Origin of the sequence: Chitinophaga sp. HK235 (genome assembly GCF_018255755.1) — a bacterium.
GTDB lineage: Bacteria > Bacteroidota > Bacteroidia > Chitinophagales > Chitinophagaceae > Chitinophaga.
In genome coordinates this window covers 6,415,109-6,439,720 of sequence record NZ_CP073766.1, presented here as the reverse complement: position 1 = coordinate 6,439,720, position 24,612 = coordinate 6,415,109, and the positions used below count along the sequence as shown (strand labels likewise).

The 24,612-nt window shown below is 47.0% G+C and carries 21 protein-coding genes; 5 read left to right on the top strand and 16 right to left on the bottom strand.

The genetic code is table 11. The features are described 5' to 3' along the window. Positions 1-221 precede the first annotated feature (221 nt). Positions 222-1,868, top strand: a complete 1,647-nt coding sequence (locus KD145_RS24510) for a UxaA family hydrolase (protein ID WP_212002465.1) — start codon at positions 222-224, stop codon at positions 1,866-1,868. Between the two features lie 152 nt (positions 1,869-2,020). On the opposite strand, the gene KD145_RS24505 is transcribed toward KD145_RS24510, so the two are convergent. From KD145_RS24505 to KD145_RS24480, 6 genes are all read right to left on the bottom strand, one after another. Continuing rightward, positions 2,021-2,572, bottom strand: a complete 552-nt coding sequence (locus KD145_RS24505; RefSeq protein ID WP_256441321.1) for an inclusion body family protein — start codon at positions 2,570-2,572, stop codon at positions 2,021-2,023. A gap of 602 nt (positions 2,573-3,174) precedes the next feature. Then, positions 3,175-4,461 carry an MFS transporter gene (locus KD145_RS24500; protein ID WP_212002463.1) on the bottom strand — a complete coding sequence of 429 codons (1,287 nt, stop codon included), beginning with the start codon at positions 4,459-4,461 and terminating at the stop codon, positions 3,175-3,177. A 36-nt stretch (positions 4,462-4,497) separates the two neighbouring features. Continuing rightward, positions 4,498-5,160 carry a bifunctional 4-hydroxy-2-oxoglutarate aldolase/2-dehydro-3-deoxy-phosphogluconate aldolase gene (locus KD145_RS24495; RefSeq protein ID WP_212002462.1) on the bottom strand — a complete coding sequence of 221 codons (663 nt, stop codon included), beginning with the start codon at positions 5,158-5,160 and terminating at the stop codon, positions 4,498-4,500. A 1-nt stretch (position 5,161) separates the two neighbouring features. After that, positions 5,162-6,160 carry a sugar kinase gene (locus KD145_RS24490; protein ID WP_212002461.1) on the bottom strand — a complete coding sequence of 333 codons (999 nt, stop codon included), beginning with the start codon at positions 6,158-6,160 and terminating at the stop codon, positions 5,162-5,164. Continuing rightward, positions 6,161-7,555, bottom strand: coding sequence for a glucuronate isomerase (gene uxaC, locus KD145_RS24485; RefSeq protein ID WP_212002460.1), 1,395 nt, complete (start codon positions 7,553-7,555; stop codon positions 6,161-6,163). 9 nt (positions 7,556-7,564) lie between these two features. Then, on the bottom strand, positions 7,565-9,058 hold the full coding sequence (locus KD145_RS24480) for a tagaturonate reductase (RefSeq protein WP_212002459.1): 1,494 nt from the start codon (positions 9,056-9,058) through the stop codon (positions 7,565-7,567). Between the two features lie 200 nt (positions 9,059-9,258). On the opposite strand from KD145_RS24480, the gene mnmA reads away from it, so the two are divergent. Together mnmA and KD145_RS24470 are read left to right on the top strand one after the other, a co-directional pair. Then, positions 9,259-10,365, top strand: a complete 1,107-nt coding sequence (mnmA, locus tag KD145_RS24475; protein ID WP_212002458.1) for a tRNA 2-thiouridine(34) synthase MnmA — start codon at positions 9,259-9,261, stop codon at positions 10,363-10,365. An 82-nt stretch (positions 10,366-10,447) separates the two neighbouring features. Continuing rightward, complete coding sequence (locus KD145_RS24470) at positions 10,448-10,990, top strand: GNAT family N-acetyltransferase (RefSeq protein WP_212002457.1); 543 nt, start codon at positions 10,448-10,450, stop codon at positions 10,988-10,990. Between the two features lie 2 nt (positions 10,991-10,992). Here KD145_RS24470 and KD145_RS24465 read toward each other — a convergent pair whose 3' ends face one another. The 6 genes from KD145_RS24465 to KD145_RS24440 all read right to left on the bottom strand — a co-directional run bounded on the left by KD145_RS24465 (position 10,993) and on the right by KD145_RS24440 (position 18,264). Then, on the bottom strand, positions 10,993-11,928 hold the full coding sequence (locus KD145_RS24465) for a HipA domain-containing protein (RefSeq protein ID WP_212002456.1): 936 nt from the start codon (positions 11,926-11,928) through the stop codon (positions 10,993-10,995). A gap of 4 nt (positions 11,929-11,932) precedes the next feature. Then, the gene (locus KD145_RS24460; RefSeq protein WP_212002455.1) at positions 11,933-12,259 is read right to left on the bottom strand and encodes a HipA N-terminal domain-containing protein; all 327 of its coding nucleotides are present in this window, start codon (positions 12,257-12,259) and stop codon (positions 11,933-11,935) included. Then, the gene (locus KD145_RS24455; protein ID WP_212002454.1) at positions 12,252-12,461 is read right to left on the bottom strand and encodes a helix-turn-helix transcriptional regulator; all 210 of its coding nucleotides are present in this window, start codon (positions 12,459-12,461) and stop codon (positions 12,252-12,254) included. The genes KD145_RS24460 and KD145_RS24455 overlap by 8 nt, the downstream gene beginning before the upstream one ends. A gap of 163 nt (positions 12,462-12,624) precedes the next feature. Further along, complete coding sequence (locus tag KD145_RS24450; RefSeq protein WP_212002453.1) at positions 12,625-13,782, bottom strand: RsmB/NOP family class I SAM-dependent RNA methyltransferase; 1,158 nt, start codon at positions 13,780-13,782, stop codon at positions 12,625-12,627. A 68-nt stretch (positions 13,783-13,850) separates the two neighbouring features. After that, positions 13,851-15,404, bottom strand: a complete 1,554-nt coding sequence (gene odhB, locus KD145_RS24445; RefSeq protein WP_212002452.1) for a 2-oxoglutarate dehydrogenase complex dihydrolipoyllysine-residue succinyltransferase — start codon at positions 15,402-15,404, stop codon at positions 13,851-13,853. A gap of 103 nt (positions 15,405-15,507) precedes the next feature. Continuing rightward, positions 15,508-18,264, bottom strand: a complete 2,757-nt coding sequence (locus KD145_RS24440) for a 2-oxoglutarate dehydrogenase E1 component (RefSeq protein WP_212002451.1) — start codon at positions 18,262-18,264, stop codon at positions 15,508-15,510. A gap of 254 nt (positions 18,265-18,518) precedes the next feature. Between KD145_RS24440 and rpsT the strand changes: the two genes are divergently transcribed. Together rpsT and KD145_RS24430 are read left to right on the top strand one after the other, a co-directional pair. Continuing rightward, positions 18,519-18,773 (top strand): 30S ribosomal protein S20, encoded by a 255-nt coding sequence (rpsT, locus tag KD145_RS24435; RefSeq protein WP_113615143.1) that lies wholly within the window; start codon positions 18,519-18,521, stop codon positions 18,771-18,773. A gap of 88 nt (positions 18,774-18,861) precedes the next feature. After that, complete coding sequence (locus KD145_RS24430) at positions 18,862-20,586, top strand: M14 family metallopeptidase (protein ID WP_212002450.1); 1,725 nt, start codon at positions 18,862-18,864, stop codon at positions 20,584-20,586. 120 nt (positions 20,587-20,706) lie between these two features. Here KD145_RS24430 and KD145_RS24425 read toward each other — a convergent pair whose 3' ends face one another. From KD145_RS24425 to KD145_RS24410, 4 genes are all read right to left on the bottom strand, one after another. Continuing rightward, on the bottom strand, positions 20,707-21,717 hold the full coding sequence (locus KD145_RS24425; RefSeq protein WP_212002449.1) for a beta-ketoacyl synthase chain length factor: 1,011 nt from the start codon (positions 21,715-21,717) through the stop codon (positions 20,707-20,709). 16 nt (positions 21,718-21,733) lie between these two features. Further along, positions 21,734-22,948, bottom strand: coding sequence for a beta-ketoacyl synthase (locus tag KD145_RS24420; protein ID WP_212002448.1), 1,215 nt, complete (start codon positions 22,946-22,948; stop codon positions 21,734-21,736). 13 nt (positions 22,949-22,961) lie between these two features. Further along, the gene (locus tag KD145_RS24415) at positions 22,962-23,219 is read right to left on the bottom strand and encodes a phosphopantetheine-binding protein (protein ID WP_113615147.1); all 258 of its coding nucleotides are present in this window, start codon (positions 23,217-23,219) and stop codon (positions 22,962-22,964) included. Positions 23,220-23,303: 84 nt separating this feature from the next. Further along, the gene (locus KD145_RS24410; RefSeq protein WP_212002447.1) at positions 23,304-24,596 is read right to left on the bottom strand and encodes an ABC transporter permease; all 1,293 of its coding nucleotides are present in this window, start codon (positions 24,594-24,596) and stop codon (positions 23,304-23,306) included. Positions 24,597-24,612: the final 16 nt, after the last annotated feature.

Sequence of the window (24,612 nt, the reverse complement as noted above, 5' to 3'; positions counted from 1 at the left end):
CCCATAGTTTTTTCATCAAAAATATATCAGGATACGATCAAAAAATATCAGTCTTCACACAGCTGTTTTTTTAACCTGTTAAGCACAACATTTAAATCATAATTCATTCGTAACTTGCTACCATCAAACGTTACAGCGTGTTTGTCAAATAGTCAAAATTTTATCATGGATTAACATTATAGTATTAACAGCCGGTAACGTTATTTACTACTTTAGCCTTTATGAACACTTACTTACAAATTCATCCGAATGATAATGTGCTGGTTGCCCTACAGGATATCCCGGCCGGGACCAATATTTCATTTAATGGTCACGACATACAGCTTCAGCAAAATATTTCTGCGAAACATAAATTCCTGATCAACGATATCAACAGCGACGAGCCTATTACCATGTACGGCGTACTGGTAGGCAAATCTACCCGTTCGCTGAAAAAAGGAGAAAGCATCACTATTGAAAATATTGTACACGATGCCAATGCATTCCATGAAAAAGACAGCTCTTCTGTCTGGGAAGCACCGGATGTCAACAAATGGAAAAATGCCACCTTCATGGGTTATCACCGTGAAGACGGGCAGGTAGGTACCCGTAACTACTGGCTGGTAATTCCGCTGGTTTTCTGCGAAAACAGAAATGTCAATGTTATCAAAACAGCTTTTGAGAAAGGGCTGGGATTCGCTCCTGCAGAGGTTTACAACGAACAGGTACAAGACCTCGTATCGCTTTACAAAAGCGGTGACATGGATGCCATCAAACAATACGAAGCAGGCAATATAACGGAAACGAATAAACGTAATATTATATTTCCCAATATAGACGGTATTAAATTCCTGACTCATGAAGGCGGTTGCGGTGGCACCCGGCAGGATTCAGACGCTTTATGCGCGCTCCTCGCAGGTTATATCCATCACTCCAACGTGGCAGGTGCTACCATCCTCAGCCTGGGATGTCAGCACGCACAGGTATCCATCCTGCAGGAGTCTTTGAAAAAACTTAATCCGCAGTTCAACAAACCTGTACTGGTATACGAACAGCAGAAAAGTGCTTCTGAATTTGCCATGCTGTCTGCGGCCATCAAAGACACTTTCCTGGCGCTGATAGAAGTCAACAAACAAACCCGTCAGCCCAGCCCGCTGTCCAAGCTGGTTATCGGACTGGAATGCGGTGGCTCCGACGGATTCTCCGGTATCTCTGCCAACCCTGCGGTAGGTCATACTTCCGATCTGCTGGTAGCACTCGGCGGTACTTCCATCCTGTCTGAGTTTCCCGAGTTGTGTGGTGTAGAACAGGAACTGATCAACCGCTGTGTAACCCAGGATACATCTGATAAATTTATCCGCATCATGAGAGCATATGAAAACCAGGCCCAGTCTGTTGGCTCCGGTTTTTACATGAACCCCTCTCCCGGCAATATCAAAGATGGTTTGATCACTGACGCCATCAAATCTGCCGGTGCAGCCAAAAAAGGTGGTACCTCCCCCGTAACTGACGTGCTCGACTATACGGAATACGTTACCAAACCAGGTCTGAACCTGTTGTGCACACCCGGCAACGATGTAGAGTCCACCTCTGCTGAAGTAGGCTCCGGCGCCAACGTGGTACTGTTTACCACCGGCCTCGGCACTCCTACCGGCAACCCGATTGCTCCCGTAGTGAAACTGGCCACCAACACCAAACTGGCCACCCGCATGAAAGATATCATCGATATCAATACCGGTACCATCATCAGCGGCGAACACAGCATCGCTGAAATGGGCGAACAGATCCTCGAATACGTCATCAAAACGGCCAGCGGTGAGGTACATACCAAAGCCGAACAACTGAACCAGGATGACTTTATTCCGTGGAAAAGAGGCGTATCCCTGTAACAACTGTGATGAATACTGATAAGTGCAGATGCTCCTGATGAACGAAGATTAATTAAGTAGATTAGTTAAGTAGATAGAAATAAAGGCGGACTAAAAAGCATATAACGGGTATATGCTTTTTAGTCCGCCTTTATTTCGGATATGCGTGTGTGTTATTGTTTTGGTACCGTAATGGTTGGATCCCATTGGAAATAGCCATATAGTGTTTGATTATTTCCAGAATCATCCAACTTATATAGCGCAAAATTTACCCTAAATGCTTCGGTTCCAGGTTGACCCACAGTTGCCTTATACGAATAAAAGGTGACTGATTTGGGTTGCGCAGGCAATCCATTTGAATTTGGATCCGGATTGGGTACTGCTGCACCTATTCTTGTTATAGGGGTATATTGAAATTTGTCAAATACATCATCATTAGGCACTATATTCTGGTTCGTGTTCTTAATGATATTGTACAAAATCACTGCATTATCCTGATTGTCAGAAGCAGATACAGCACGGAAAGAAACGGTATCCTCTACATGTGCTTTGAAGCTTAAATCGGCTGTGCCCTGACCACTGATGATTCCACGTGATCCGGTACAAACCATGTATTCGCTGTTATGGTCTATCGGATAAGGGTTTTGTTGTGTATACTTGGTAAGGTCAATCTTGTTATCTTCACAATATTTTATTACATAGTTTGTGTCAATCACTATTGTAATTTCAATGATTGATAATAATACAACGATGTCTTTATCATATCTTTTGATATTCTTAATATTTCATTAAATCAATTGAAAGATGACGCCAGAGAATATGGTAATCCGCACAGGCTATGGTGAACTATTTTTGAGTGAAGGCCCTGATGGCAGCATGTTTTGGGCAGGTAGTGCAGATCTGGAACATAATAGGTACAAAGAAGCAATGCCAGTATATATATACAGTGTACGGATACATATATAACAGATACTATCCTGCGTTTAACAGCAGAAGTAGTGTCATCAATTGAGCTGGCAAAATCTGAAAAGTGAAAAAGGAGATCTACTTAAACGACGGCGGGGACAGGAGATGGAGAGTTGCTTCGGTGATATCAAAATGAATCAACACTTCCGTCGCTTTAATCTAAGAGTAAATCAAAGGTCAGATCTGAGTTTGAAAAAAGTGAAAATTTATCACCTAAAAAAGAAGGCTGACCAAATGCTTTATTTTTACTTTTTGGTCAGCCCGGTTTATTGTTGATTATTGGAAATCTATGTACATCATTCCATTCATTCATCACAATTCAATCTTCGCTCATCAGGAATATCAGCATTCCTCCTATTCATCATAGTTTCACTTGTTCCATCTTCGGTGCAAAGAAATGCATCACGATCCATGCCAGGAGGTAGGCAACACCACACATCGCAAAAAGGATATTATAACCAATACCGATATGCTCCAGGCCTTTATAATAATCCAGCATGCTACCGATCACGATAGGGAACAGTGTACCACCAATGGAACCTGCCATGCCGCCGATGCCTACGACAGAGCTGACAGCCCTTTTGGGGAACATGTCTGAAGCAGTGGTGAAGATGGTGGCAGACCATGCCTGGTGCGCAGCAGTAGCCAGACTGATAAGTGCTACCGCGAACCACAGACTGTGGGTATATTGTATAAATACGATAGGCACTACACAGCAGGCAAATATCAGCATGGACACTTTACGGGCTTTAAAAATGGGCCATCCAATTTTAATCAGATAGGAAGAAAGCCATCCTCCGCCGATGCTGCCGAAGCTGGTGACAGAATAAATGATGATGATCGGTAAACCCAGGTTGGCTTTGAGGTCTACATGGAAAATAGATTCCAGGTAACCGGGCAGCCAGAAAAGGAAGAACCACCAAACCGGGTCTGTGAGCAGCTTTCCGAACACAAAAGCCCAGGTTTGTTTGATACCCAGCAGTTTTCCCCATTTTACCGGCTGAGGAGCCGCTTCTTCTACTTCCTGGTCAGAGTGGATATGATCAAATTCTGTTTTGCTCAGTCTTTTCTGACGGGCGGGCACTTCATAATAGACCCACCATAATATCAGCCAGATGAAGCCGATGGCACCGGTCCATAAGAAAGCATGACGCCAGCCGTGGTTGCGGGCCAGCCAGTATACCAGTACAGGACCTACTACCGCAGCGATGTTGGAACCACTGTTGAATATACCCGTAGCCAGGGCCCTTTCCTTTTTGGGAAACCATTCCGCAGTGGATTTGATAGCTGCAGGGAAGTTACCCGCTTCGCTGACGCCCAGTATGGAACGTACTACGCCAAAGCCCATGGTAGACCGCACCAGCGCATGCGCCATCGCAGAAAGGCTCCACACAACGATGGAAATACTGTATCCTTTTTTGGAACCCATTTTGTCTACCAACCGCCCGAAAAATAATAACCCGACAGAGTAAGCCGCAGAGAAGATCATGACCAGGTTACTATAGTCCTTTTCTGTCCAGTTGAATTCGCTTGAAAGATCACTTTTCAGCAAACCAAGCACCTGCCTGTCAATATAGTTGATCGTAGTAGCAACAAATAGAAGCGCGCACACACGCCAGCGATAGTTACCTAAAGTTGTGGAATTCATTACGGCTGATTTGGAAAATTATAAGTTGGCTTCAAATTACGGCTTAGGCTCGAGAAATGCAATCGTTTGCACAATTTTATCTTTTAGCGATACCCAATCGCTACTATCGATCATGGATTTGGACAACAGATTACTGCCCATACCCACACAAACCACACCGGCATCAAACCAGGCGTCCATGCTGATACGGGTAGGTTCTACACCACCGGTAGGCATAAATTTCATCTGTGGAAAAAGTGGCTTGATAGCCTTTACATAGCCTGGTCCCAATACATTACCCGGGAACAGCTTTACCAGCTTAGCCTGATGTTTCTCCGCCACAGACACTTCTGTGGGAGTCATACAGCCAGGGATCCACAGTATCTGTCTGGAACGGCAATAAGCGCCGGTTTCGGGATCTGTAACCGGGCAAACGATAAAATCAGCGCCCAGCTCTGTATACGTGGCCGCATCAGCAGCGTTTTTAATAGTACCGATACCCAGATAGAGGTCCGGCATTTTAGCCAGCTTCAGTTCCCGCAGCTTTGCGAAATTCTTCTGAGCATTAGCGCCCCTGCTGGTGAATTCAAATACCCGCAGCCCACCATCATAACAGGCCTGTAATACTTCACAGCAAACATCAACGTCTTCATGGTAAAAAACAGGGATGATACCGCTCTGCTCAAATGCAGCTATAATAATCTCCGGTTGTGGTGCCATACTAAATCAGTTTTAATATATCCTCGGCAGAGGTAGTGTTAAAATCTCCTTTCACAAAAAACTTGGAATAGGCGGCAGCAGTAGCATAAGAGATGATGCCCTGGTCGTCTTTCCCCTGCAGCTGGGCATGGATAAGGCCTGCCATAAAACAGTCGCCGCTACCTACTCTGTCTACCACATCGTTGGTTTCATATTCGCGGGAAATACTTACCTGTCCGTTATGATAGTAGAAGGCATAGTATAAATTGTGTGTAGTTGCTTTACTGAAACGGAAGGTGAAGGCCACCCGTTTGCAGCGTTTATGCTGCTCCGTTATTGCGGCTGCCACTTTTATGGCTTCCTGCAGATAGACTTCCCGGGTATCGGCTTCCAGTGCGGCCGTATCCAGCGGGGTGTCCAGCATGTTATTGGCAGCCCAGATATTACCCATCACTACATCACAATATGCCACCAGCTCCGGCATCACTTCGTGGGGCTTTTTACCGTATTGCCACAGTTTGCTGCGGTAATTAAGATCAGTGGAGATGGTCATTCCTTTGCGGGTAGCTGCTTCCAGCACCTCTTTGCAGATCAGCACCGCATCCGGATTCAGTGCCGGGCTGATAGCGCTCCAGTGGAACCATTCAGCATCTCCCAGCAACTCGTCCCAGTTTACCGTTCCCGGTACTATCTGGCTAAAGGAAGAATACTTGCGGTCGTACACCACTTCCGCATGTTTAAGGTCGCTGCCCTGAGCCAGGTAATAAATACCGATACGGTCGCCGCCCCACAGCATCCTGTCGGTGGCAATGCCTCTGTCGCTCAGCTGCCGCAGCACCTCTTTCGAAAAACCGTTTTCCGGCACTTTGCTGATATACGCCACCGGCGTACCCCAGCGGCCCAATGCCGCAGCTACATTGGCTTCTGCGCCACCTACATAAACAGCCGAGTTGTTGTTGGCCAGGTCGGGAGACAAGCGTAACAGCAGTTCTCCAAAGGTGATAACTTTTACAGACTTCATCTAAAAATCAAAATATGCTTTAGCGTTGTAGTAACAAATATCCTGGACCATCTTCCCTAACCACGGAATGTCGTTGGGCAATTCACCGTTTTCCACATCACGGCCAATGAGATTGCACAAAATACGACGAAAATATTCATGGCGGGGAAAAGATAGAAAACTCCTGGAATCTGTCAGCATGCCTACAAAACGGCTCAGCAGCCCCATATTGCTCAGGGTATTGATTTGTTTCTCCATACCGTCTTTCTGGTCGAGGAACCACCAGCCAGACCCGAACTGAATTTTACCAGGCACCGTGCCATCCTGAAAATTGCCCGCCATAGTAGCAAACACTTCATTCCAGGCCGGATTGAGATTATAGAGGATGGTCTTTGCCAGTTTGTCTTTCTTATCCAGTTCATTAAAGAAGGCGCTCATGGCCGATGCCATGTTCCAGTCGCCAATGGAGTCTACACCGGCATCTGCACCCAGCAGCTGCAGCAGACGGGAATTGTTGTTGCGGATGGCACCTGCATGAAACTGCTGTGCCCAGCCTTTTTCATGGTTCCATTCGCAGATCTGCAGCAGCAGGGCCGTCTTAAACTGCTCACTTTCGTGAGCGGTGGCAGGCTGATTTTGCCGGGCCTGGGAGAAAATATTGTCCAGCTCTTTTTGCGTGTAAGCCGCAAAGCTGAAGGTATTAATACCATGGTCGCTCAGCCGCCCGCCCATTTCATGGAAATAGTCATGCCGCAGGCGCAGGGCTTCTACCAGATCATTATAAGACCGTATGTCTTTGTTGGTCACTTCCGCCAGCTTATCCACAAAAGCGTTGAACATGGCCGGGTTTTCCACAGCCATGGCTTTGTCTGGCCGGAAAGTAGGCAGCACACGGGTGCCAAAAGGCTGATGCGCTACTGCCCGATGATGTTCCAGCGAATCAGTAGGGTCATCGGTGGTACATACCACTTCCACCTTAAAATGTTGCAGCAGGGCCTGGGTGGAGAGTTGTGGCAGCCTTTCGTTGGCCTGCTCCCAGATTTTGGGCGCAGTGGCTTCGCTCAGGAGGTCAGTGATACCGAAAGGATTTTTCAGTTCCATATGCGACCAGTGATAGAGCGGGTTACGCATAGTATAGGGCGTGGTAGCCGCCCAGTGCCGAAATTTCGTATAGTCGTCAGCGTTGCCAGTGATAAACGTTTCCGCCACTCCATTGGCACGCATAGCGCGCCATTTGTAATGATCACCTCTCAGCCAGATGGCGGTGAGGTTCTCAAATACCTTATTTTGGGCTATTTCGTCCGGTGGCAGGTGATTATGATAATCTATCACCGGCATGGACTGTGCATAATCAAAATATAGTCGTTTAGCCGTTTCTGTTTGCAGTAAAAAATCTTCGGTCAGAAATCCCTTCATATACTGTGATTAGTTTTTTTGTTGCTGCAGTTGCATAAAGTTTTTCACGCCGTTTTTCATCAGTTCTTCGAGGTGGGCAGCCACTTTTTCCGCAAAATGAGGGATGGTGGCCAGATCTGATTCCCACAGTTTCTCATCTGCACATACCCGTTCTGCCAGCTGCAGGGCCGAAGTATAACTGGCCCAGTGGGCAGCAAAAATGGGAGCGTTATCGTCCGTGATCGTGTATTCTTCTGTACCGCGCATTCCGAAGTATTTACCGTCTTCAACACGGGTGGGCTTCAGGAACAGGAGCATAGCCGCGAAACCAAGACTCATGTATTCGGGTATGGTTTTATATTGATGATAATAACGCACGAGTGTACGCACATTGCGCGCATTCATTTTGGAACTTTCCTGGAAAGTAATGCTGATGAGCTTGTGTGCGATGAATGGATTGGCAAAACGATCCAGTACGTCCTGTGCGAAGCTGGTGGCTTGCGGACAGGTGTCCTGGATAGTAGGCAGTATCTCCCGGAGTATCACTTCATGGAAGAAATGCCGCATGTATTCGTCCTGCATACATTCATATACTGTATTTAATCCCGAAAGGAAGGCCAGCGGTACTGCCGCCGTATGGCTGCCATTCAGGATACGGAGTTTCTGCTCCCGGAACGGAACGATGCTGGGTGTGATCAGCATCCGCTCATCAGTCTTATGAAAACCCAGTACAGACTGTATATGTTCATCTCCCTCTATCGCCCACAGCAGGAAAGGTTCTACTTCAATCCACAGTTTGTCTGTATAACCAGCCTGTTGCGCTATCTCTGCCAGGTTACGGGGTTTACCCGGCACAATACGGTCTACCAGTGAATTACAGAAGCGGTTGTCTGTTTCAATCCATTGTATAAAAGTGGCCGGCATGTCGTTATATGCTGCCAGCTTTAATACGATTTCTTTTAATAAACGACCGTTGTCCACCACCAGTTCAGTGGGTACGATCACAAAGCCCGTGTTGGCGCTGCCCTGGAAATAGTCATACCGCTCTTTCAGCACTGCCAGCAGTTTGCCAGGGAAAGAGGCCGGTGCAGACGCACCGATTTTCTCCGGTACGTACTGGATGCCCACTTCCGTGGTATTGGAAATGATGGTTTGCAACGCCGGCTGCCGAACCGCGCCCAGCACAGCTTGCCAATCTGCATTCGATTGCAAAACCCGGCTAATAGAAGAATTGATCAGTACCTGGTCAACCAGTTCTCCCTGGGCAATCCCTTTGATATGCGTGGTAAAAAGGCCGTCCTGGTTGCTGAATTCGGTAGTATCCCCATCGGTAGACTTTACCACCACAATACGACCCTCATAAATACCATTACGGTTGGCCTTGTCAACCAGATAATCTACCAGTCCGCGCAAAAGCACACCGGTACCAAACTGCAGGATCTTTTCCGGGAAATGGAAGGTTTTTTCATGAACGCCGGAATTCGCACTGCTTAATATATACTCTTTGTTTAATGTATGCAGCATTGCTTCTAAATTATGCTAAATAGGTTCTTGACACATTAAATATATAATGTTGATTTAACAAATTGTAGTGTGTGGACAAATATTAGCTAAAACTGGTTAAAATGATACAATCTCATAATCAGTCTCAATGCCCCCATTAATTCTATCAATAGGCGTTTGCCTGGATTTTCAGTAAATTTGCGTCCTTAAACTTTTAAAAAATGAGCAAGCATGGTAAAGTGCTGGTGGCCATGAGCGGTGGTATCGACAGTACCGTTACAGCGCTGATGTTGCATGAACAGGGCTATGAAGTGGTGGGCATCACCATGAAAACCTGGGATTATGCTTCTGCTGGTTCCAGTAAGAAGGAAACCGGCTGCTGTAACCTCGACTCTTTCAATGATGCCCGCGCAGCCGCGGTACATCATGGATTTCCACATTTTGTGCTGGACATCCGCGACGAATTCGGGGACTTTGTCATCAATAACTTCGTAGACGAATATATTGCAGGACGTACTCCCAACCCCTGTGTGTTGTGCAATACACATATCAAATGGCGCGCCCTGATGAAAAGAGCTGATGCCATGGACTGTGATTTTATTGCTACCGGACACTACGGTCAGATCCGCCGCCACTACAACGGCCGCATGGTCATCAGCAAAGGCATCGACGAAACAAAAGACCAGAGTTATGTGCTGTGGGGCATCCAGCAGGATGTACTTTCCCGCACCCTCCTCCCTTTAGGCAAGTACCGCAAAACAGAAATCAGGCAGATGGCCTTCGACTTCGGATACCCCGAACTGGCCAAAAAAGCAGAAAGCTATGAAATCTGCTTCGTGCCCGATAACGATTACCGCGGATTCCTCAAAAGGAAAGTGGAAGGCCTGGAAGAAAGAGTCAACGGCGGCAATTTTGTGCTCGCCGACGGCACTATCGTGGGTAAACACAAAGGTTACCCCTTCTACACCATCGGCCAGCGTAAAGGCCTCGATATCGCCCTCGGACGCCCTGTGTTCGTCACCGAAATCATCCCGGAAACCAACACCGTCGTCCTCGGCAACGAAGATGAACTGAGGAAAAACGAAATGTTTGTAAGCGGCCTCAACATGGGTAAATATGAAACCATCACCGACGGATTCGAAGCCATCACCAAAATACGGTATAAAGATCCCGGCGCCCTGAGTACCCTTTACAACGAAGACGGCAAAGTAAAAGTCAATTTCTTCGAAGACGTAAAAGGCATCGCCCCCGGGCAATCCGCCGTGTTCTACGAAGGCGACGACGTAATCGGCGGTGGCATCATCCAACGCGGCCCGATCACATTGTAACAAACCTTTTTCATCATATCACAGAAAGGGCGGGAATTTATCCCGCCCTTTTTATGTACTTTAGTTTGATAACCACAATTGTATGCACCCATTACCGAATATATTCCCTGAACTCCACACCCAAAGGCTGGACCTGATCGAACTTCAACCCTCCCATGCCCCTGATATCCTCGAACTCTTCGGAGATCCACGCGTCACGGAATATTACCATGTCATGCCCCTCAAAAGCATACTGGACGCCGAAAGAGTGATCACCTACTTCCATCACCGCTATAAAGATCAGCTGGGCATCCGATGGGGCATCACCCTCAAAGGCCAGTCCAAACTCATCGGTACCATCGGCTTCAACAGCTTCCCCCAAATACACCGCGGCGTCATCGTATACGCCCTCGCCCACCCCCACTGGGGCCGTGGCCTCATGACCGAAGCTATCCTCGAAATGGTCAGATTCGGCTTCCGGGAATTACAGCTCAGTCGCATCGAAGCAGAAGTGATGCCCGCCAACACCCCTTCTGAAAGAGTGCTCGTCAAAAACGGCTTCCATCAGGAAGGAACGCTTAAAAAATGGATGGAATGGGACGGAAGGTTGTTTGATATTAATATGTGGGCGCTGGTGAAAGAGTGATGTTACGCTTCAAAAATCCGTTGCTTTTGGTTCCATATTAATTTGTATCTATTTTTACTATTCTCATCCAAAAAGGAAGCATCAATCAGCGATTCAACTTTATCGTTGATTGACATAAATTTCTTAAATGTATGCTGCCTGACTTTTTCGGGAATATTTAAACTGTTCGCAAATGCAATAATGTCTGACAATTTTAATCTTTTCTTTTTGGCATTTAGCGTTAAAGCTAGATCTTCATCATCTGCAGGATTAACAAGGTTTACATTCAATAAATCATAAGCAGGACTTAATAATATTTCTTTTTCCCGATGCAGTAGTGAAAAATTTTTCAGATGCATATCATTATTCCCCGTGAGATAGGAAAATATTACCAATTCAAAATAATTGAGTAAATCCAACCCTGTGTTGGTACAATATTTTGTTATCAGCTTTCCAATTTTCTCATAAGAACCCTTGTACTTGTTTTCTGTCAGAAATTCCGATAGCTGACAAAAGTCTTCCATATGAATTTTCCTGCCGTTTTCCCTGTCAAGTCTTTTCGCCAGATAAACCATGCTACCATCCGTTGCTTTTATCAATGTATGCTGACATACCTGTATTTTGAATAAAGAAGCCAAATGCATGGTCAAATCTTCATTTTCCGGCATCATATGATATCCATGATGTTGTGGTTTCAGGATGTAGTCACCCCATAATCCCACAATAGTCAATCTGGAATCCTGATTATTCCCATCGATATTCTCGAGTGTAACAGATAGTTTAGGTTGCACCCCTGTAATGGCAATTCTCTGATTAATGGTTTTTTCTGCCAGTTGTTGAAGCAATTGTTTATCAAGTATTAATTCCGGTACTTTCTGCTTACCAAAAAAATTCACACAACATCTGTTATGATATTGCTTATCACCTGCATCTTTATAACAAAACCAGCAATTTGCCATCGTATCAATTATTATCATCAGGAATTACACTAACTGCACCTATTGCATCTTTACACGTTTGCAATAAGAGTTCAAAACGATCATTGGGCTTTACTTTCCAATGCTTCGTTGCGATGTCCAACAGCCAACCTTCCGGTATTAACCCGTCAAAAAAAGCAAACAACACTTTACTTAAATACACACCCGTTGTTAAAGGCATAGTCAGGCTAATGGGCATTGCATGCTTGCTACTCAGATACTCCGGATCGTAGGCAAAAGTATACCCTTCATCAGTTTCAGCAATAATGCCCGCCAGCTGATCACCGTAATAAACCTTTCCTTTCTTACTCATGTTGGTATGTTTTAACGCCAGGAATAAGCTCCATTCCAAACAACGACAATAACTGATTAACTTTATCCATTCTCATGGTGGTTTTTCCTTGTTCTATTTCCCGAATCAATCTTAATCCTAATCCTGATTTAAGAGCAAGATCCTGTTGGGTCATGCCATACTGTTTTCGCTTACTTTTGATTAATTCGGATAAACCAGTCATTTTATACCCTTTTAGGTATAAATATACTAATTTAAAGAGAATTATACCCTAAAGGGTATAATATACTCACACGAGCCAACACTATACCCTTTAGGGTATAATTTTAGCATTCCCTATTTTCGAAAAGTGAGATTTAAATCGGAAGAAAGCTATCGGTTTTTGATTACGAAAATCTTACCGCAAACATCGTATCCGCCCCTTCACCATAACCGGCAATAATCCCGCCTTCCTGCTTCCGTAAAGCACTGTTTTCCTCGATATACTGCACTACTTCCTCATTCTCCTGACGGAAAACGGAACAGGTGATATAAATCAACGCTCCACCTTTTTTCAGGAAGGGTATAACGTTATGGGCTATACGCTTTTGTAACTGCTGGTATTTCAGGATTTCTTCCTGATTAAAGAAACTGACGCTTTCCGGTGTACGTCCCCAGGTGCCTGAGCCGCTGCAGGGTGCGTCGAGGATGATACCGTCAAACTTCTGCTGGCCCATAGTAGCAGGAAAACGATCGGAGGTAAGATCGGCCACGCGGGCTTCGTATTGTTTAATACCGGCGGCGGCAAAACGTTGTTGCAGATTCTCCAGGATGGAGCGGCGTACATCGCTTACCAGCAGCTGTACACCAGGTTGCTGATCTTTCAGCAGGATGGATTTGCCCCCGCTGGCAGCGCAACAGTCCCACCATTGCTCATTTTTACCCGGACGAAACAAATTGCCGGTCTGCTGACTGGAAGCATCCTGTACTTCATACCAGCTCTTTTCGGGCAACAGGGTTTCTATTTTGGTACCATTCGGTAAGGCAATGGTAGCGTTATTTTCAAATACTTCATAGTGTACTGCAGCTTGTTGCAACAGCTTCAACACTTTGTCCAGCTTGTTATTCCGCACACGGATAAACAACCGCGGCTGTTGCAGAAACGACAACCCAAATGCCTCCGCAGCCACGGCGGGAGACAGCTCTGTCACCAGCGGAAAAATACGTGTAGCCGTTACCGGTAGTCCCAGTAAAGCAGCCTTACCTTCCAGTGGTAGCTGTATTTGCTCGTCCCAGGCGGGTTGAAGCGCCTTCAGTAAATCGGTGGAAGTATGTTCGCACAGGAAGGTGCCGGCCAGGATACGTTCGTTTAACGGTAGTTCCTTACCCCAGTGGCCTAAGCGGTAGTAATGATATACCAGCTGGGAAATCCAGCGTCTGTCGCGGCTTCCCATGTAGGGATGCTCCTTGAAAAAAGCTTTCAGGAAATGATGTAACGGAAGGCTGCCCTGATAGGCACCGATAATTTTTGCTGCTGCTGCTAAGTAATTCTCCCAACGGGTCATACGCAAAGATATCCTAAAAAAACGGGGCGAAGATTGCTCTTCGCCCCGTTTATTATCTTTTGATGCTGTTAGAGTTTCAGCAGTGCTTTCAGCGGATCTTTACCGAACAGCAGCTGTTCAGGATTTTCCAGCATTTCTTTTACTCTTACGAGGAAGCTTACAGACTCACGGCCATCGATGATGCGGTGGTCATAGCTCAGCGCAATGTACATCATCGGACGGATCACTACCTGACCATTTACTGCCATCGGGCGGTCCTGGATTTTGTGCATGCCCAGGATAGCGGATTGCGGGATGTTGATGATCGGAGTGCTCATGAGGGAACCGAATACGCCACCATTGGTGATGGTGAAGGTACCACCGGTCATTTCAGGAATGGTCAGTTTGTTCTCACGCGCTTTGGTAGCGAGTTCCATTACCGCTTTTTCGATGCCGGCCATATCCAGGCTCTCCGCATTGCGGATTACCGGTACTACCAGACCTTTTGGAGCGGATACGGCGATGGATACATCGCAGTAATCGTGATATACCAGTTCTTCACCGTCAATGTAAGCGTTTACAGACGGGAATTCCTGTAAGGCGAAGCAGCACGCTTTGGTGAAGAAGCTCATAAAGCCCAGGTTCACTTCGTGTTGCTTTTTGAATACGTCTTTGTATTTGGCACGCAGCGCCATGATGTTGGTCATGTCTACCTCGTTGAAGGTAGTGAGCATGGCGGTGGTGTTTTTAGCTTCTACCAGGCGGCGGGAAACAGTTTTACGCAGGTTGCTCATTTTTTCGCGGCGTTCCTGGCGGCTGAACATTTCCTGTCCGATCGCTACTCCTGGGTTTTGCAGGGCGGCATATACATCATCTTTCATGATTTTGCCGTGTGCGCCGGAACCTTTGATGGTAGCCGGGTCTACATGTTTGTCTGCAATGACGGCAGCAGCTACCGGGGTAGCTTTGATATCGTTCGGGATACTGGTCACCGGTGCCTGCTGAGGCTGTGGTGCCGCTGCTTTGGCGGGCTGCGCTGCCGGTGCTGCCGGAGCTGCTTTACCTGCCGGACGGGCAGCGCTGGTATCTATTTTGCAGGCAATGTCGCCTATCTTTAAAGTATCACCTTCTTTGGCAACCAGGATCAATACACCGGCTTCTTCTGCATTCAGTTCAAAAGTGGCTTTTTCTGATTCCAGTTCACATACCACTTCATCTCTTTCTACATAATCACCATCTTTTTTGGTCCATTTCACCAGAGTTACTTCGCTGATAGACTCACCTACTGTAGGTACTTTCATTTCAATAACCCCTTTATTGACAGCCGGTGCTGCGGGAGCTGCCGGTGCTGCTTCGGTAGCAGGTGCTGCAGGCGCTGCCGCCGGTGCCGCCTCCTGTGCAGGTGCTGCTGCTGTATCAATTGTACAGGCCACATCACCAATCTTCAGCGTGGCTCCTTCCTGTGCTGCAATCTTCAGGATACCTGCTTTTTCTGCATTCAGTTCGAAGGTGGCCTTTTCAGACTCCATTTCACACAACACCTCGTCCTGCTGCACATAATCTCCGTCTTTTTTCAACCACTTTGCAATTGTTACCTCGCTAATAGATTCTCCTACCGTAGGGACTTTGATTTCGATAACCATATTTTATCAGTTGATGGTGAACCAGTGTCTGGCTGCTGACATTTACGCATCGATAAAGGCTAACAGCTCAACACTTGTTTCTGTTTATTGTTTGCTGTTTTAATTAGATGTTGAAAGCGGTATCAATGATCTGCTGTTGCTCACGGGCATGCACTTTGGCATAACCGGTAGCAGTAGACGCACTCGGATTACGGCTGATAACACCATAGTTGATCTGCTTCAGGTTCATCTGCAGATAAGCTGCAGCACCCATGTTCAGTGGTTCTTCCTGCACCCAGAAGAAGGTAGCGCCCTTGTATTTCTGCGCGATCACTTCCAGTTGTTTCACCGGCAGCGGATACAGCTGCTCCAGCCTTACAATGGCTACGTCTTTACGATCTTCCTTGGCCTGTTTATCGCTCAGGTCAAAATACATTTTACCAGTACACAGCAACACTTTCTTCACGGTTGAAGCATCAGTGATAAACGGATCGTCCAGTACTTCCTTGAATCCACCCTGGGTAAATTCTTCCATGGTAGAATAAGCACCGGTATGACGCAGGTTAGCTTTTGGAGAGAAGTTGATCAGTGGTTTGCGGAACTGCCAGGTAAGCTGACGGCGCAACGCATGGAAGAAGTTGGCTGCAGTGGTAATATTGGTAACCACCATATTTTCTTCCGCACAGGTTTGAAGGAAACGCTCCGGACGGGCATTGGAGTGGTCTGGTCCACCACCTTCATAACCATGAGGCAGCAACATTACCAAACCATTCTGTGTAGTCCATTTCTGTTCTGCACTGCTGATATACTGGTCAATAACGGTCTGGGCGCCATTTACGAAGTCGCCGTACTGCGCTTCCCAGATCACCAGGCTGTTGGGGTTGGCCATCGCATAGCCATATTCAAAGCCCAGTACGCCGTATTCACTCAGCAATGAGTTGTATATTCTGAATTTGCCTTGTTTCTCAGTGAGATTACTCAGGCGGTTATATGTCTCGTTGGTATTTTCATCAAACAATACCGCGTGACGGTGGGAGAAAGTGCCGCGTTTTACGTCTTCACCGCTCATCCGCACGTCTTTGCCTTCAATCAGGAGGCTTGCATAGGCCAGCAGTTCACCGGTAGCCCAATCCACCTTACCTTCTTCCTGGTATAATTTGATTTTGTCCTGCAGCAGTTTGCTCACCTTGCGCAGCGGCACGAAGTTTTCCGGCCATTTCATCAGGGCGTCAAACAGATTTTTGAAATCTTCTTCCCTGATAGCAGTAACAGGAGAACCTTCGAAATCCTGCTGAGTAGCTTTACGCAATGCCTGCCACCATTCTTCCGGTTTCTGGTTGGAGTAAGGCAGCGGATGTTGTTTCACCTCGTCCAGACGTGCCTGCAGATCGTCCCAGAAAACTTTTTCCATTTCTTTCGCCATGGCCTGAGCATCAGACTCACCGTTGTTGAGCAGGTACTGGGTATATACTTCACGCGGATTCGGATGTTTATCGATCAGCGCATAAAGACTGGGTTGTGTAAATTTAGGCTCATCACCTTCGTTGTGACCGTGTTTACGGTAGCACACCATGTCAATGTAGATATCTTCATTGAATTCCTGACGGTAACGGGCGGCCAGCTGGGATACTTTTACCACTGCTTCGGCATCATCCCCATTCACGTGGAATACAGGTGCCTGCACGATAGAAGCAACGCTGGTGCAATAGTCGGAAGAACGGGCATCATCAAAATCGGTGGTAAAACCGATCTGGTTGTTGATCACAAAGTGAATGGTACCACCTGTGGAGTAACCTTTCAGTTTACTCATCTGCTCCACTTCATAAACGATACCTTGTCCGGCCACGGCGGCGTCGCCATGGATGAGGATAGGCAGTATTTTATCGTAGTCGCTGTCGTAGATAACGTCTGCTTTACTGCGTGCAAAACCGATCACGATCGGGTCTACCACTTCCAGGTGGGAAGGGTTAGGCATCAGTTGCAGGTTCACCGCATTACCGGAAGGTGTAGTAACCTGAGAACGGAAACCCAGGTGGTATTTCACGTCGCCGCTGCCCATGGTCATGTCAGGAACGGCCAGGCCTTCAAATTCGTTGAAGATCTGTTCGTAGGTTTTACCCAGGATGTTGGCCAGTACGTTCAAACGGCCACGGTGTGCCATACCGATTACGGATTCTTTTACGCCATATTCTGCCGCCACATTGATTATTGCATCCAGTGCCGGGATAGTGGATTCACCACCTTCCAAACCAAAACGTTTCTGACCGATATATTTGGTGTGCAGGAATTTTTCGAAAATAACGCCCTGGTTCAGCTTCTGCATCACCCGACGGCGCTGCTCCAGCGATAAAGGCTGTGTCATTACTTTTTCAAATTCCCTTTCCAGCCATTTGGATTTATCACGGTCGTTGATATAGGTATACTGAATACCTACAGAACCAGCGTAGATTTTTTTCAGGTAGGCAACAATATCTTCCAGGGAAGCTTGTCCAAGGCCGATCACAGTACCTGCGTAGAACTGGGTTTTGAGATCAGCATCTCCCAGTCCATAGCTGGCAAGGTCCAGATTGGCCCTTCTGTCTTTCCTTTCGCGGATAGGGTTGGTTTTAGCAATGAGATGGCCCTTTTTACGATATGCCTGAATCAGGCGGTATACGCCCAACTCCTTGGCCAGTTGATCACCACTCACCGGCAAAGAGCCGCCGCCTGCTGCCGGAGCCGCACTTACCGCTTTACCATTTGCAGTGGATACCGCAAAATCAAATCCTTCAAAAAACTTCACCCAATCAGGGTCTACAGAATTGGGATCTTTGAGGAAATCCTGGTATAACGATTCAATGTAAGCAGGATGTGAATTGGTGACAAATGAGAAGTCCTTCATTTACAACGAGTTTTGCTGATCTTCAGTTCAAATACTTTTCTGTTGGTGTCCCGATATATTAATATATGGGATTGCAAATATCGCTCGTTTTTCAATACAGAGGATGGAAAAAATGAGAAAATATCATATGATTTCCTTTGATTGTAAAGATGATTTTATCCATTACTTTTATACCCGGATGGAAAACTTACTTTTTGTTTGTTTGGTATTTGGAATATACTTACCTTTGCCCTCCGAAACTTGAAATTTGAAAAATGGCAAATCATAAAGCAACGAAAAAAGACGTACGTCAAAGCAGAAAACGCAATGAGCGTAACCGTTACTACGGCAAAACTACCCGTAATGCCATCCGTGATCTGAAGGCGATAACTGAGAAAGCGGCAGCAGAAAAAGAACTGTCTGATGTGGCATCTATGATTGACAAACTGGCTAAACGTAACGTTATCCACAAGAACAAAGCTGCAAATCTGAAAAGCAAGCTGGCTAAAAAAGTAGCTGCTTTAGCTTAATCTTTTCAGTAACAAATATTTATAGCTCTTCCTCACAAAGGAAGGGCTTTTTGTTTTTCCTGTCACTTTCATAACCTTATTTCTTCTCATGAGTAAGTTATTCACAGTCATAGTACTTATGCTGACTATGGCTACACAAGCCCAGGATTTCACCACCCGGTTCGAAAAAACCAATGGCCGGGAAACAGCCACCTACACCGAAGTAATCCGCTACTACCAGCAACTCTCCGCCCGGTACCCGCAGCTCAAAATGACCACCATAGGCTCCACAGACGCCGGATTCCCCCTCCATCTGATCACCTACTCCCCCTCCCGGGATTTCGACTTCAACAGTCTGCATAAAAAGAATAAACGCATCATACTGATTAACAATGGCATACATCCCGGCGAGCCCGACGGTATCGATGCCTCCATGATGATGCTCCGTGACCTTGCCCAAGGCAAAGCCGTTCTCCCCGATAATATCGTCCTCGCCGTCATCCCTGTCTATAATATCGGTGGCATGCTCAACCGCTCCGCATTCTACCGGGTAGACCAGAACGGCCCCGATGCCTTCGGATCCAGAGGCAACGCCCAAAACCTGGACCTCAACCGCGACTTCATCAAGGCCGATTCCCGCAATGCCCGAACCTTCCAGCAGATATACCACCTCACAGACCCGGACGTTTTTATCGACAACCACGTCAGTAACGGCGCCGACTACCAACATATCATCACCCTGCTATCTACCCAGTACAATAAACTCGGTGGCCCCATGGGCGATTTCCTCCACAATACCTTTGAACCAGGCCTCTACCAGCTCATGAAAGCCAAAGGGTATGACCTCGTTCCCTATGTCAACCACTTCGACGAAACACCCGACAGCGGCTGGGTCGAATTCTCCGACCTGCCCCGCTACTCCTCCGGATATACCACCCTCTTCCATACCTTCGGCTTCGTTCCGGAAACACATATGCTCAAACCTTATCCACAACGGGTTAAAGCCACCTACGCCCTGATGCAGGCATTTATTCAGTTCACCAGCGAACACAGCGCTACCATCAAACAACTACGCGACCAGGCCAAACAAACCACCATCTCCCAAAAAAGCTTCCCGCTTTCCTGGAAGTTCGATATGAACAAGTACAGCCTCATCACTTTTAAAGGCTTCGCCTCCGGACACAAGCCCAGCAACATTTCCGGGCTGCCCCGCCTCTACTACGATCGCAGCAGGCCCTATGAAAAACAGGTGAAATTCTATAACTACGCCAACGCGGAAAATTATGTGGATAAACCCAAAGCCTACATCATCCCCCAGGGATGGTGGGCAGTCATCGATCTGCTGAAAAACAATAAAGTCAATATGCAACGCCTGCAAAAGGATACCACCATCTACGTGGAAGTATATCATATCGCAGACTTCAAAACCTATCCCAAACCTTTTGAAAAACATTACCTGCATACCGACATCAAAGTCTCTGGTAGCCGCGATTCCATCCACTTCCGCAGCGGTGATTACTATATTCCCATGAATCAAACGGCCAACCGCTTCCTCATGGAAACACTGGAACCCAGCGCCGGCGACTCCTACTTCGCATGGAACTTCTTTGACGCTATACTCGGACAGAAAGAAGGTTATTCACCCTATGTTTTTGAAGATACCGGTGCCGAATACCTGAAAACACATCCTGAGCTGCAAACCATGCTGGACAAGAGAAAGGCCACCGACACCTCTTTTGCCAACAATGCCAGCGCACAACTGAACTTCATCTATAAAAACTCTCCCTACGCAGAACCGGAATACATGCGGTATCCAGTGTATAGAATTTTATAAAATTCCGGATTGGTCAGACACTGCCTGACCAATTCACTATATAAAAAACCGTTATTTAAATTGGTCAGACAGTGACTGACCAATTTAAATAACGGTTTTTTGCAATATAAATTCGTTATGTTAAACCCTTTCCAGCACGATCATCACGTGCTGTTCGCCATAAAAATGATTGTAGAGTAAAATGCGGTTGATGGTAGCAGGTATCTTTTCCAGCATGGGAAACCACTGGGCAGGAACCTGCTGTGAACGCAGGATATTCGCGCCCAGCCACATACCAAAAGCGCCGGCTGTATCATATTCTCCGCAGAGATGTTTGAAGGGCAGCTGAGGAATGTTCAGGCGGTCGGCTTGCTGGTAATAATGCTCATAACGGCTGTCTCCGTTTCTGCCGGTCAATATCAGATCGGCACCTTCCGCAAAAGTAGCCAGGGTATTGGCCAGCTTTTCATCGGTAGGTTTATAGAGCAGCTTAAGACCTGTTATTGCCGCATAGCTCTTGTCTGTTGGCGCTGCTGTCAGGGAGAAGAAAACGGCCCCTTCTCCGGCAACACTGCCGGGAGACTGTTGTTCATACAGGCTGCGACTATCAGTGGGTGCCTGTTTCCAGAAACCAATCCGGCTTTTGATATAAAAATGTTCAGCAGTCATTTCTTCAAAAGCACCAGTGAGCGTATTGGAAGCTCCTTCTGCCAGCAACATCACACTGTCGAGCAATGCGGTTTCAAAAGAAAAACCACGATGCACAAAGGTATTGTTATAGGCAGTAGCATTCAGTTGCAACGCCACCAGGCCATTGACAGAGTTGTAAGTAGACTGGATAAAAGGGGTGGGATTGAGCGCTGTTTCCTTATACTGCTCTATCTCGCGGATAAATTTTTCGGTATCCTGAAGACTGCCTTTACCGGTGCCTGTTACAATAGGGCCTACGGTATCCAGTCCGCTGTCCCGCACACATTGCAGGGCGGTAGTAAGCCCCATCTTCAGCACACGCGTCATCCGACGCAGGCTGTTACCCGGGATAAACGGCTTGTAATCAGGTTCAATACAGGGAAGCAGGTTACTGTCTGTATGCACCAGCGGCGCCGAAAAAATATCCCCGTTAAAAGTCTGTTGCGGGGAAATGGCCGCCATTCCTTGTATGTAACACTTAACCTTCATATTTGCTGATCACCAGGGAAGCGTTGTTGCCTCCGAAGCCGAATGAATTTGAAATAACATTATTAACAGAAACGCCTTCTATCAGCCGTGTTACCGGAGTGATGTTAAGCTCTTCCATTTTTTCCGAGAAGTTGAGATTCGGGAATATCAACCCGTTTTGTATGGCCAGCACAGCGAAGATAGCTTCAATAGCACCTGCTGCCGCCAGCGTATGCCCGGTAAAGGGTTTGGTGGAGCTGAACAGCGGCACCTTACTGCCAAACAGCCGCTCCAGCGCTTTTCCTTCCGACACGTCGTTGTTAAGCGTGGCGGTACCATGCACATTGATATAATCTACTGCATCTGCTGATCTGCCACTCATAGCCAGCGCAGCTTTCATCGCTTCGTAAGCTCCGTCACCGTCCGGGGAGGGAGAGGTAGGATGAAATGCTTCGTTGGTATTGCAGTAGCCGGTCAGTTCCGCGAGTATCCTGCTGTTATTGGCCCTGGCAAAAGATTCTCCTTCCAGCACCAGATAGGCAGCGCCTTCGCCCAGGTTAAGCCCCGTGCGCTGCTGGTCAAAAGGCCGGCAGAACTGCTTATCTACGTTTTTCAGCGAGTTGAACCCGTTTAAGGTAAAGCGGGTGAGCGCTTCAGTGCCACCACATATCACCCTGGGCAGCATGCCCTGTTTGATCATGCGGGCGCCAAACATCAATGCGTTCGCAGAGGAGGAACAGGCAGTACTGATGGTGGCAATATGCTCACAGAAACCTACGGCGTCGGCTATACGTTGGGTACAGTCGGCACAGTCCAGGGTATCAATGTATTGTAGAAAAGTCCCGTCTTTTTCGGGGTTGATGATATCAAAGTATACCTTTTCGGTGTCGCACATACCGCCTACAGTGCTGGCATTGATAAAACCTGTAGGAGCAGATTGTACATCGCTGATACCTGCCTGCTGTAATGCTTCCTTCATGGCCGCCATTCCCAGCAGGGTGGTACGGGTTAATCCTTCGCAGGGTGTGGTACCGGCAAGCGTTGCCAGTGATTCGTTGGTATGTTTTACTTCCGCTACCGGCAGCACTTGCCTGTAAATGGTATCAATATAACTGGTAAAACCCAATCCACTGCGTTGTTGCCGCAATTGTTCCAGGTTTTCAGCTACACTATCACCTATGGCGGTGATCATTCCCATCCCTGTTATAAACACTCTTTCCGCCATATCAGCTGTTTACTTAGGCCCGCTGCCTGGATTGGATAAATTCAGCCATAGACTGCACAGACTGCAGGATTTTACGTCCTTCGCGAGGATCTTCTACTTTAATCTGATATTGTCTTTCCAGCAATACCATCAGCTCGAGGGAGTCAATACTGTCGAGACCAAGCCCTTCACCAAATAAAGGGGCGTTATCCTCGATATCTTCTGGTTTTGTATCCTGCAGATTTAATGCTTCAATGATCTGCGCTTTGAGTTTGCTTTTTAATTCTTCCATAATGTTGTAGGTTTATCACCTGTTGTACCCAACAGGAGATGGCCCATGTGGGGGGTAAAAATACTATTGTTTTGAAAATATTTATTAGTTCATTCTTCGTTTTTCCACATATCCGGCTACAGCCAGCATCACCAATCCGGTGAGCACCAGCAGTAATACGTTTTTCCACACATAACCAATACCACCGTTGCGAAGGTAAATATCATTGATAGCTTCCAGTCCCCAGCTGAGTGGCGACAGATGCCCCAAGGCCTGCATATTGCCTGGCATCACTTCCAGTGGTATCCATATTCCGCCGATGGCAGACAGGATTACAATAGAGATGGCGCCGAAGTTAAGGGCCTGATTAGGTGTTTTGAAAAGCGTGCCGATCAGTATACCATAACAGGTAGCTGCCAGCCCTATCCCCGCGGCTACCAGCAAAGTGGCGCCCTGCGCATGTCCCATCACCAGCCTGGGCAGATTCAGCAATGGCATCAGATAAATGCCTACCAGCATCATCAGATAAAACTGCAGTATACAAATGCCTATAAAAAACGTCATTTTTCCGGCCAGAATAGACAGATAGGAACCTGGTATCAGCTTCATCCTTAAAAGACTGCCATCTTCCCTTTCCCGGATCATATTACCAGCTATCGGAATGACGATAAAAAACATGGCAAAAATGCTCCAGGCCGGTACATTGTGCTGTACGGAATTAGACACTACATCCAGCTGTTTGCCCGTGCCCGTGGCCCGTTCTTTCAAACCGACGGCCTGCAGGCGGATAGGCAGTGTATCTTCCGGTGTAGCCTGTACATCCTTGTTATGCAGCTGTTGTTTGATGCGGTCCAGCAGCATATCTGTCTCCACCTGGGTCAGGAAGTTGTCCAATACCTGGTGGATAGCGCCTTTAAAAGCTTTTTTGGCAGCAGGGTCGAAATAAATGACCACGTTGAGTGAGTCGGCACCTTTCTTTACCGGCAGTGAAACGCTCATGCCCATCCGTTGTGTGATATCGTTTACGATGCGGTTGGCATTACTCACGATCGCTCCGGTAGCTCCTGCCGGCACTACGATACTGATTTTATAGCGGCCGTTGTTGACCAGTTCTCTTGCCTGTTCTGCCGTCACCACTTTTCCATCCAGAGAATCGATGACGTTGAACTGGCCGCCGGATGCCAGCCCTTCCCGGATATATTTTCCCAGGCGTCCGTGATCATTATCTACTGTCAGTATATCAAACTTTACATCCTGATAGTCTTTGAAGGGCGCGTCCTGTATCAATGCCATCACGGTGATCAGCACCAGCGGCATCACAAACAGGAGCGTAAGTCCCATTTTATCGCGCAACAACAGCTGCCATTCTTTTCTTATGGTAGCCAGTAATCTAAGCATAGCTTTTTGTCTTTTT

Coding starts and splice junctions, on each gene's coding strand:
- KD145_RS24440 (WP_212002451.1), bottom strand. CDS start 18,264: ATGAAGGACTTCTCATTTGTCACCAATTCACATCCTGCTTACATTGAA.
- KD145_RS24455 (WP_212002454.1), bottom strand. CDS start 12,461: ATGACTGGTTTATCCGAATTAATCAAAAGTAAGCGAAAACAGTATGGC.
- KD145_RS24410 (WP_212002447.1), bottom strand. CDS start 24,596: ATGCTTAGATTACTGGCTACCATAAGAAAAGAATGGCAGCTGTTGTTG.
- KD145_RS24500 (WP_212002463.1), bottom strand. CDS start 4,461: ATGAATTCCACAACTTTAGGTAACTATCGCTGGCGTGTGTGCGCGCTT.
- KD145_RS24460 (WP_212002455.1), bottom strand. CDS start 12,259: ATGAGTAAGAAAGGAAAGGTTTATTACGGTGATCAGCTGGCGGGCATT.
- KD145_RS24470 (WP_212002457.1), top strand. CDS start 10,448: ATGCACCCATTACCGAATATATTCCCTGAACTCCACACCCAAAGGCTG.
- KD145_RS24430 (WP_212002450.1), top strand. CDS start 18,862: ATGAGTAAGTTATTCACAGTCATAGTACTTATGCTGACTATGGCTACA.
- KD145_RS24490 (WP_212002461.1), bottom strand. CDS start 6,160: ATGAAGTCTGTAAAAGTTATCACCTTTGGAGAACTGCTGTTACGCTTG.
- KD145_RS24420 (WP_212002448.1), bottom strand. CDS start 22,948: ATGGCGGAAAGAGTGTTTATAACAGGGATGGGAATGATCACCGCCATA.
- KD145_RS24415 (WP_113615147.1), bottom strand. CDS start 23,219: ATGGAAGAATTAAAAAGCAAACTCAAAGCGCAGATCATTGAAGCATTA.
- KD145_RS24465 (WP_212002456.1), bottom strand. CDS start 11,928: ATGGCAAATTGCTGGTTTTGTTATAAAGATGCAGGTGATAAGCAATAT.
- KD145_RS24495 (WP_212002462.1), bottom strand. CDS start 5,160: ATGGCACCACAACCGGAGATTATTATAGCTGCATTTGAGCAGAGCGGT.
- KD145_RS24480 (WP_212002459.1), bottom strand. CDS start 9,058: ATGCTGCATACATTAAACAAAGAGTATATATTAAGCAGTGCGAATTCC.
- uxaC (WP_212002460.1), bottom strand. CDS start 7,555: ATGAAGGGATTTCTGACCGAAGATTTTTTACTGCAAACAGAAACGGCT.
- KD145_RS24510 (WP_212002465.1), top strand. CDS start 222: ATGAACACTTACTTACAAATTCATCCGAATGATAATGTGCTGGTTGCC.
- KD145_RS24450 (WP_212002453.1), bottom strand. CDS start 13,782: ATGACCCGTTGGGAGAATTACTTAGCAGCAGCAGCAAAAATTATCGGT.
- rpsT (WP_113615143.1), top strand. CDS start 18,519: ATGGCAAATCATAAAGCAACGAAAAAAGACGTACGTCAAAGCAGAAAA.
- KD145_RS24425 (WP_212002449.1), bottom strand. CDS start 21,717: ATGGCGGCCATTTCCCCGCAACAGACTTTTAACGGGGATATTTTTTCG.
- odhB (WP_212002452.1), bottom strand. CDS start 15,404: ATGGTTATCGAAATCAAAGTCCCTACGGTAGGAGAATCTATTAGCGAG.
- mnmA (WP_212002458.1), top strand. CDS start 9,259: ATGAGCAAGCATGGTAAAGTGCTGGTGGCCATGAGCGGTGGTATCGAC.